We start from the raw sequence: 7,333 nt of genomic DNA on the forward strand, positions 1-7,333 counted from the left end.
GTGACCTCCACGAGGTACGACAGCTCCACCTCGGCCCACCGCCCCGGGCGGCCGGCCTCTCCTCAGCCCTGAGCCATCCTCAGGCACCCCGCGCCCTCGCCGCGCTCACTCCGATGAGCCCCCCGCCCGGCGACCCCGGCGTCCTGTGCCACGTACCGCTTCCCAGCGGCCCCCGCACCTGTTCCCGCCTCCCCGGCACCGGCATGCCCGTGCACAGGTGCGCGTTCCCGGCGTTCCAGACGTCCCGAGACACCAACCAGCCACGCCTAGAAGGGCGCTGATCACCCATGATCCGAAACAGAAGGTCCCGCACCCTGGTCACCGCGACCGCCGTGCTCCTCTCGCTCGCCGCCGCCGGCTGCTCCAAGAACGCGGGCGGCTCCGACACCACCGGCTCGACCGGCACGAAGGCCGCCGCCCCGGTCGCGCTGGCCGGTTCGGTCACCTTCAACCAGGCGAACCTCGCCAAGCTGGACGCGGCGCTGAAGTCCGCGCTGGCCGGAAAGGACCTGTCCAAGGTCGACATCGCGATGGTCGTGAACGTGGCCGCCGACTACTGGAAGGCCGGGCAGGTCGGCTTCCTCAAGGGCTGCTCCGACCTCGGCGTCCCGAAGAGCAAGTGCACCTACTTCGCCCCGCCGAACGGCAAGCTGACCGAGCAGAACTCCGAGCTGGAGACGCTGCGTTCGCAGGGTGTCACCGGTTACTCGATCTCGGCGATCGACCCGACCTCGGCCGCGGGAACCATTCACACCGACGTCCAGAAGGGCATCGGCGTCCTCGCGATCGACTCGCCGCTGCCGGGCACCGACGCCGCCTCGCTCTACCTGGGCACCCCCAACTACACCGCCGGCTTCCAGGCGGGCACCGCGATGAAGCAGGTCCTCGGCGGAAAGGGCAAGGTGGCTATCCTGGTCGGCTCGCTCACCGCGTCCAACGCCACCCAGCGCATCCAGGGCTTCGAGGACGCGCTCAAGGGCACCAAGATCACCGTCGCGCAGAAGGTCAACGACAACCTCCAGGCCAGCACGGCGACTTCGGACGCGGAGACCATCCTCGCGAACAACCCGGACGTCAACGGTCTCTACGGCGTCTACTCCTACGACGGCCCCGCACTGGCCCAGGCCGTCACCTCGGCCGGCAAGACGGCCTCGGTACACATCGTCTCCGACGACTCCGACGCCCAGACGCTGAAGTTCATCAAGTCCGGCGTGATCTCCGGGACCGTCGTGCAGATGCCGTACCAGCAGGGCTACACCGGGGCGTACATCCTGGCCGCGGAGAAGGTGCTCGGCAAGGACAAGACGATGGCGCTCGTCAAGCCCTACCTGGAGAAGGACGGTTCGACCCTGAGCTCCGGCGTGGGCCTGGTCACCAAGTCCGACCTGAGCGCCTACCAGTCCCTCGAGTCGCAGCTCGGGATCGGCTGAGCATGACGGCCACGAAGAACGCCCCGGGCCGCGCGGTCACCGCACGGCTGCGGGGGGTGCACAAGTCCTACGGACCGGTGCGCGTCCTGGACCTGCCGGAACTGGACCTGTACGCCGGGCAGGTGGTCGGCGTGGTCGGCGAGAACGGTGCCGGGAAGTCCACGTTGATGGGCACCCTGGCCGGATCGGTCCACCGGGACGACGGCGAGATCCTGATCGGCGGCGAGCCCCTGGTCGCGGGGTCCACCGAGGCGGCGGGTCAGCTCGGAGTCGCCATGGTCTCCCAGGAGTTCCCGCTGGTCGGCCAGCTGTCGGTGGCCGAGAATCTCCTCCTCGGCCGCCGCCCGCGCGAGTCCAGGCGCCGGTTCCTGGTGGACCGTGCGGCGCAGCGGGCCGAGGCCGAGGCGATGCTGGCGGAGATCGGCCTGTCCGCCGAGACCATAGAGGTGGGCCGGGAGGTGCGCACCCTTCCGGTGCCGACCCGTCAGATGATCGAGATCGCGAAGGCCTGGGGCCGTGAACCCAAGCTGCTGATCCTGGACGAGCCGACCTCCTCCCTCGGACCCGTCGAGGCCGAGATGGTGCTGGGCCTCGCCCGGCAACTGGCCGAACGCGGCGGCACAGTGCTGTTCATCGGGCACCGTCTGGACGAGGTGCGCGATATCAGCGACCGGGTTCTGGTGCTGCGCAACGGCAGGCTGGTGGCCGACCTGGAACCTGCCGAGGCCACCGAGGAACGGCTGATCCGGGAGATGGTCGGCGGTGAGGTCACCCAGGGTGAGCCGAAGGCGCCGCCGGCGACGAGCCCGGTCCTGCTGCAGGTCGAGGGCCTGACCGCGGACGGTCTCGGACCCGTCGACCTGGAGGTGCGCGAGGGTGAGATCCTCGGCGTGGCCGGGCTGATGGGCTCCGGCCGCAGCCGCCTGGTCCACACGATCGCCGGCGCACAGCCCGCCACGGGCGGCCGGATGCGGCTGGGCGGCGAGCCCTACCAGCCGCGGGGCGCCGGCGACGGCGTGGCGGCCGGGATCGCCCTGATCCCGGAGGACCGCAAGGAACAGTCACTGGTGCTGTTCGCCTCGATCCGGGCAAACGTCGTCGTCTCCGTGCTCAAGCGGATCAGCACCCGCGGCCTGCTCGGCCCGGGCCGGGAACGCGTCGAGGCACGCAAGATCACTGAGAACGTCAACGTACGGATGCAGTCGGTGGAGCAGCCGATTGGCTCGCTGTCCGGTGGCAACCAGCAACGGGCCATCTTCGGCCGGGCGTTCGCCGCCGAACCGCGACTGCTGCTGCTCGACGAGCCGACCCGCGGTGTGGACGTCGGCGCGAAGGCGGAGATCTACAAGCTGATCGACCGGGCGGCCGAGCAGGGCATGGCGCTGGTGGTCGCCTCCTCCGAACTGGAGGAACTGCTGTGGATCTGTCACCGCATCGCGGTGATGAACCACGGGCGGGTGGTCACGGTCATCGACCGGGCCGACGCCACCAAGGAACGGATCATGACGGCCGCGGCCGGTACCGCTCCTCTTGAGACACACCCAGTGACGAACGGAGCCACAGCATGAGCGCGCAGAGCACGCTCGTCCCGAACGAGGTCGCGCCGCCGTCCCGTTCGGCCGTGCGGACCCTCGCCCGCAGACTCGCCGCCTCACCGGAGGCCGGCGTGATCATCGCCTGCGTGGTGGTGTTCCTGTCGATCGCCGCCAACGCGCAGACGTACACGGCGGTGGGCAACCTCCAGGTGATGGGCCGCGACCTGTCGCAGGTCGGCATCCTCGCGATCGGCGAATCCCTGGTCATCCTGACCGGCGGCATCGACCTGTCCGTGGGCGCGCTGGCCGGCCTGGCCGGCATCCTGGCCGGCTGGATGAACGTCGACGAGGGCCTGCCCGCGCCCGTCGCGATCCTGCTCACGCTGGTGATCACCGCCGGCGTCGGACTCTGGCACGGCATCATGGTCACCCGCCTGAACGTGCCGCCCTTCGTGATCACCCTGGTCACCTACACCGTCGCACAGGGCACGGCACTCGCGATCACCAGCGGCTCGCCCATCAACGACCTCGACCCGATGTTCAGCAACCTGAGTCAGTACTACCTCGGTGAAGTCCCGGTCCCCGCACTGTTCTTCGTCGGCGCGGCCGCCGTCGCCTGGTTCGTGCTGGAGCGCACCTACGTGGGCCGGCAGATCTACGCGGTCGGCGGCAACAAGGAGGCCGCCCGGCTGGCCGGCATCCCGACCGCGCGCCGGATCACCTCCACGTACGTCGCCAGCGCGGCCCTCGCCGGCCTGGTCGGCATCCTGGTGATCGGCCGTATGAACGTGGCCGACCCCTCGGTCGGCGCGGGCTGGGAACTGACCGCGATCGCCGCCGCGGTGGTCGGCGGGATGTCCCTCTCCGGCGGCGAGGGCCGTATCGCGGGCATCGCGGCCGGCGCGATCCTGCTGGAGTTCATCACCAACGGCCTGCTCGCCCTCAAGGTCAGCCCGTACGACCAGCAGGTGGTGCAGGGAGCGGTCCTCGGCGTCGCCATCCTGCTCGACCGGGCACGCGCCCGCTACTTCGGCAGAAGCCGGGGTTAGGACGTTCCGGCCGACCTGGCCGGTCAACCGCTCGCATTTTTTCGAACATCGATCGACATGTCGAACACCCCTGTGTGGAGGAGGCTGATGGTGAACGCCGGAGGCGAGTCGGCCGGGAACCCGGAACCGTGCGTCGTAGGAGTCGACTTCGGGACGCTGTCCGGCCGGGCCGTGGTGGTCCGGGTGCGCGACGGTGCGGAGCTGGGGACGGCCCAGCACGAGTACCCGCACGCGGTGCTGGACCGCGAACTGCCGGACGGCACCAGGCTGCCCCCGGACTGGGCCCTGCAGGTGCCGTCGGACTACATCGACGTCCTGCGCATCGCCGTACCCGAGGCCCTGGCCCGCTCCGGAGTGGGGCCCGAGCAGGTCATCGGCATCGGCACCGACTTCACCGCCTGCACGGTGCTGCCCGCGCTCGCCGACGGCACGCCCCTGTGCGAACTGCCCGAGTACACCGCCCGTCCGCACGCCTACGTGAAGCTGTGGCGCCACCACGCCGCCCAGGCACAGGCCGACCGCATCACCACGCTGGCCGCCGAACGCAAGGAGCCCTGGCTCCAGCGGTACGGCGGGAAGATCTCCTCGGAGTGGGAGTTCGCCAAGGCGCTGCAGGTCCTGGAGGAGGATCCGGAGGTCTACGGCCGCATGGAGCGGTGGGTGGAGGCCGCGGACTGGATCGTGTGGCAGCTGTGCGGCACATATCTGCGCAATGCCTGCACGGCCGGATACAAGGGTCAGTACCAGGACGGCGCCTACCCCTCCCGGGCCTACGTGGAAGCGCTCGCCCCCGGCTTCGACGACTTCGTGACGGAGAAACTGGAGCACCCGATCGGTGCGTTGGGCGCGAAGGCCGGGCAGCTGACGGCCGAGGCCGCGGCCTGGACGGGGCTGCCGGAAGGCATCGCGGTGTGCGTGGGCAACGTCGACGCGCATGTCACCGCACCCGCCGCCGGGGCGGTGGAGCCGGGGCAGATGGTGGCCATCATGGGCACCTCGACCTGCCATGTGATGAGCTCCGACCAGCAGGGCATGGTGCCCGGCATGTGCGGTGTCGTCGACGGCGGCATCCTGCCGGGCCTGTGGGGCTACGAGGCCGGACAGAGCGGCGTCGGCGACATCTTCGCCTGGTTCGTACGCACCGGGTTCCCCGCCGCGTACGCCGAAGAGGCCGCCGCCCTCGGCCGCGACCCGCACGAGCACCTGACCGCGCTCGCGGCCGGGCAGAAGGTGGGCGAGCACGGCCTGATCGCCCTGGACTGGCACAGCGGCAACCGCTCGGTGCTGGTCGACCACGAACTGAGCGGCGTGGTCGTGGGGCTGACCCTCTCGACCCGGCCCGAGGACGTCTACCGCGCCCTGCTGGAGGCCACCGCCTTCGGCACCCGCACCATCATCGAGGCCTTCGAGACGTCCGGGGTACCCGTCCACGAACTGATCATCGCGGGCGGTCTGATGAAGAACGCCCTGCTCATGCAGATCTACGCCGATGTCACCCGCCGCCCGCTGAGCATCATCGGCTCGGCACAGGGGCCGGCTCTCGGCGCCGCGATGCACGCCGCGGTCGCGGCCGGGGCGTACCCCGACATCCAGGCCGCGGCGCACGCCATGGGCAACGCCGAACGGGGCGTGTACCAGCCGGACCCGGAACGCGCCGCGGCCTACGACCGCCTCTACGACGAATACCGGGTCCTGCACGACTACTTCGGCCGCGGCACCAACGACGTCATGCACCGTCTGCGCGGTATCCGCGCCGAGGCGTCCGCCTGAGCGGTCCGCCCGTCCCCACCGCAAACCGCTCCACCCGAAAGGAACCCCGCCATGACCGCATCCGAAGGGCCGTCGACCGGCCAGGAGATCTGGTTTCTGACCGGCAGCCAGGGCCTGTACGGCGACGACACCCTGCAGCAGGTCGCCCACCAGTCACGGCAGATCGCCGAACGGCTCGACGCCTCGCCCCAGATTCCCCTGCGGATCGTGTGGAAGCCCGTCCTCACCGACGCCGAGTCGATCCGGCGGCTGTGCCTGGAGGCCACCGCCTCGGACACCTGTGTCGGCGTGATCGTGTGGATGCACACCTTCTCCCCGGCGAAGATGTGGATCGCCGGGCTCAGCGCCCTGGACCGGCCTGTGCTGCATCTGCACACGCAGTACAACCTGTCGCTGCCCTGGTCGAGCATCGACATGCATTTCATGAACCTCAACCAGGCCGCCCACGGTGACCGCGAGTTCGCCCACATAGAGTCCCGGGTCGGCGTCAACCGCAAGATCGTCGCCGGTCACAGCACGGACCCCCGGGTCGTGAGGCGGGTCGCCGCCTGGACCCGGGCCGCGGCCGGGCGTCACGCGGCACGCACCCTGCGCCTGGCGCGCTTCGGCGACAACATGCGCGATGTCGCGGTGACCGAGGGCGACAAGGTCGAGGCGCAGCTGAGGTTCGGCTTCTCCGTGAACACCTACGGGGTCAACGACCTGGTCGCCGTCGTCGACGCGGTCGAGGACAAGGCCGCCGCGAAACTCGCCGAAGAGTATGTCGAGTCCTACGACGTCGTGCCCGCCCTGCGCCCCGGCGGCATCCGCCACGACTCGCTCCTGTACGCCGCCCGTCAGGAACTGGGCCTGCGCACCTTCCTCACCGAGGGCGGCTTCACCGCGTTCACCACCAACTTCGAGGACCTGGGCGGGCTGCGCCAGCTGCCCGGCCTGGCCGTGCAGCGGCTGATGGCCGACGGCTACGGCTTCGGCGGCGAGGGCGACTGGAAGACCTCCGCGCTGCTGCGCACGATGAAGGTCATGGGCGCCGGTCAACCCGGCGGCACCACTTTCATGGAGGACTACACCTACCACCTGGGCCCCGGCACTCCGCGTGTCCTCGGCGCCCACATGCTGGAGGTCTGCCCCTCGGTGGCCGCCGACCGGCCCAGTTGCGAGATCCACCCGCTGTCCATCGGCGGCCGCGAGGACCCCGTCCGCCTGGTCTTCAACGCGGCCGAGGGCCCCGCCGTCGTCGTCGGGCTGGCCGACCTGGGCGACCGCTTCCGGCTGACCGCCAACGCCGTCGACGTCATCGCTCCGAGCCAGCCGCTGCCTCAGCTTCCGGTCGCGAGGGCGGTGTGGAAGCCGCGTCCCTCGCTGGCCGAGTCCGCGGAGAGCTGGTTGCTGGCCGGCGCTCCGCACCACACGGTGCTCAGCTCCGCCGTGGACGCCGAGACGCTGAGCGACTTCGCCGCGATGACCGGTGTCGAACTGCTCACCATCGACGAGAACACCAGCACCGAGCAGTTCGCCAAGGAGATCCGCTGGAACGCCGCCTACCACC

At 70.4% G+C, this 7,333-nt stretch carries 5 protein-coding genes; all 5 read left to right on the top strand.

Translation table 11 applies throughout. The features are described from left to right. Window positions 1–287: 287 nt before the first annotated feature. Window positions 288–1,430, top strand: a complete 1,143-nt coding sequence (locus ABZT93_RS37565) for a substrate-binding domain-containing protein (protein ID WP_356113129.1) — start codon at window positions 288–290, stop codon at window positions 1,428–1,430. Window positions 1,431–1,432: 2 nt separating this feature from the next. Continuing rightward, window positions 1,433–2,998: a sugar ABC transporter ATP-binding protein gene (locus tag ABZT93_RS37570; protein ID WP_356113131.1), complete on the top strand. Its 1,566-nt coding sequence runs from the start codon at window positions 1,433–1,435 to the stop codon at window positions 2,996–2,998. Continuing rightward, window positions 2,995–4,014 carry an ABC transporter permease gene (locus tag ABZT93_RS37575; RefSeq protein ID WP_356113132.1) on the top strand — a complete coding sequence of 340 codons (1,020 nt, stop codon included), beginning with the start codon at window positions 2,995–2,997 and terminating at the stop codon, window positions 4,012–4,014. Before ABZT93_RS37570 ends, ABZT93_RS37575 begins: the two co-directional genes overlap by 4 nt. 87 nt (window positions 4,015–4,101) lie before the next feature. Continuing rightward, entirely contained in the window at window positions 4,102–5,784 is a 1,683-nt protein-coding gene (gene araB / locus ABZT93_RS37580; protein WP_356113134.1) for a ribulokinase, read from the top strand. A 51-nt stretch (window positions 5,785–5,835) separates the two neighbouring features. Further along, the coding region (araA, locus tag ABZT93_RS37585) for an L-arabinose isomerase (protein WP_356113136.1) at window positions 5,836–7,333 on the top strand (1,498 nt) is incomplete at its 3' end.

Source organism: Streptomyces sp. NPDC005303 (genome assembly GCF_040607335.1).
Classification (GTDB): Bacteria; Actinomycetota; Actinomycetes; order Streptomycetales; family Streptomycetaceae; genus Streptomyces.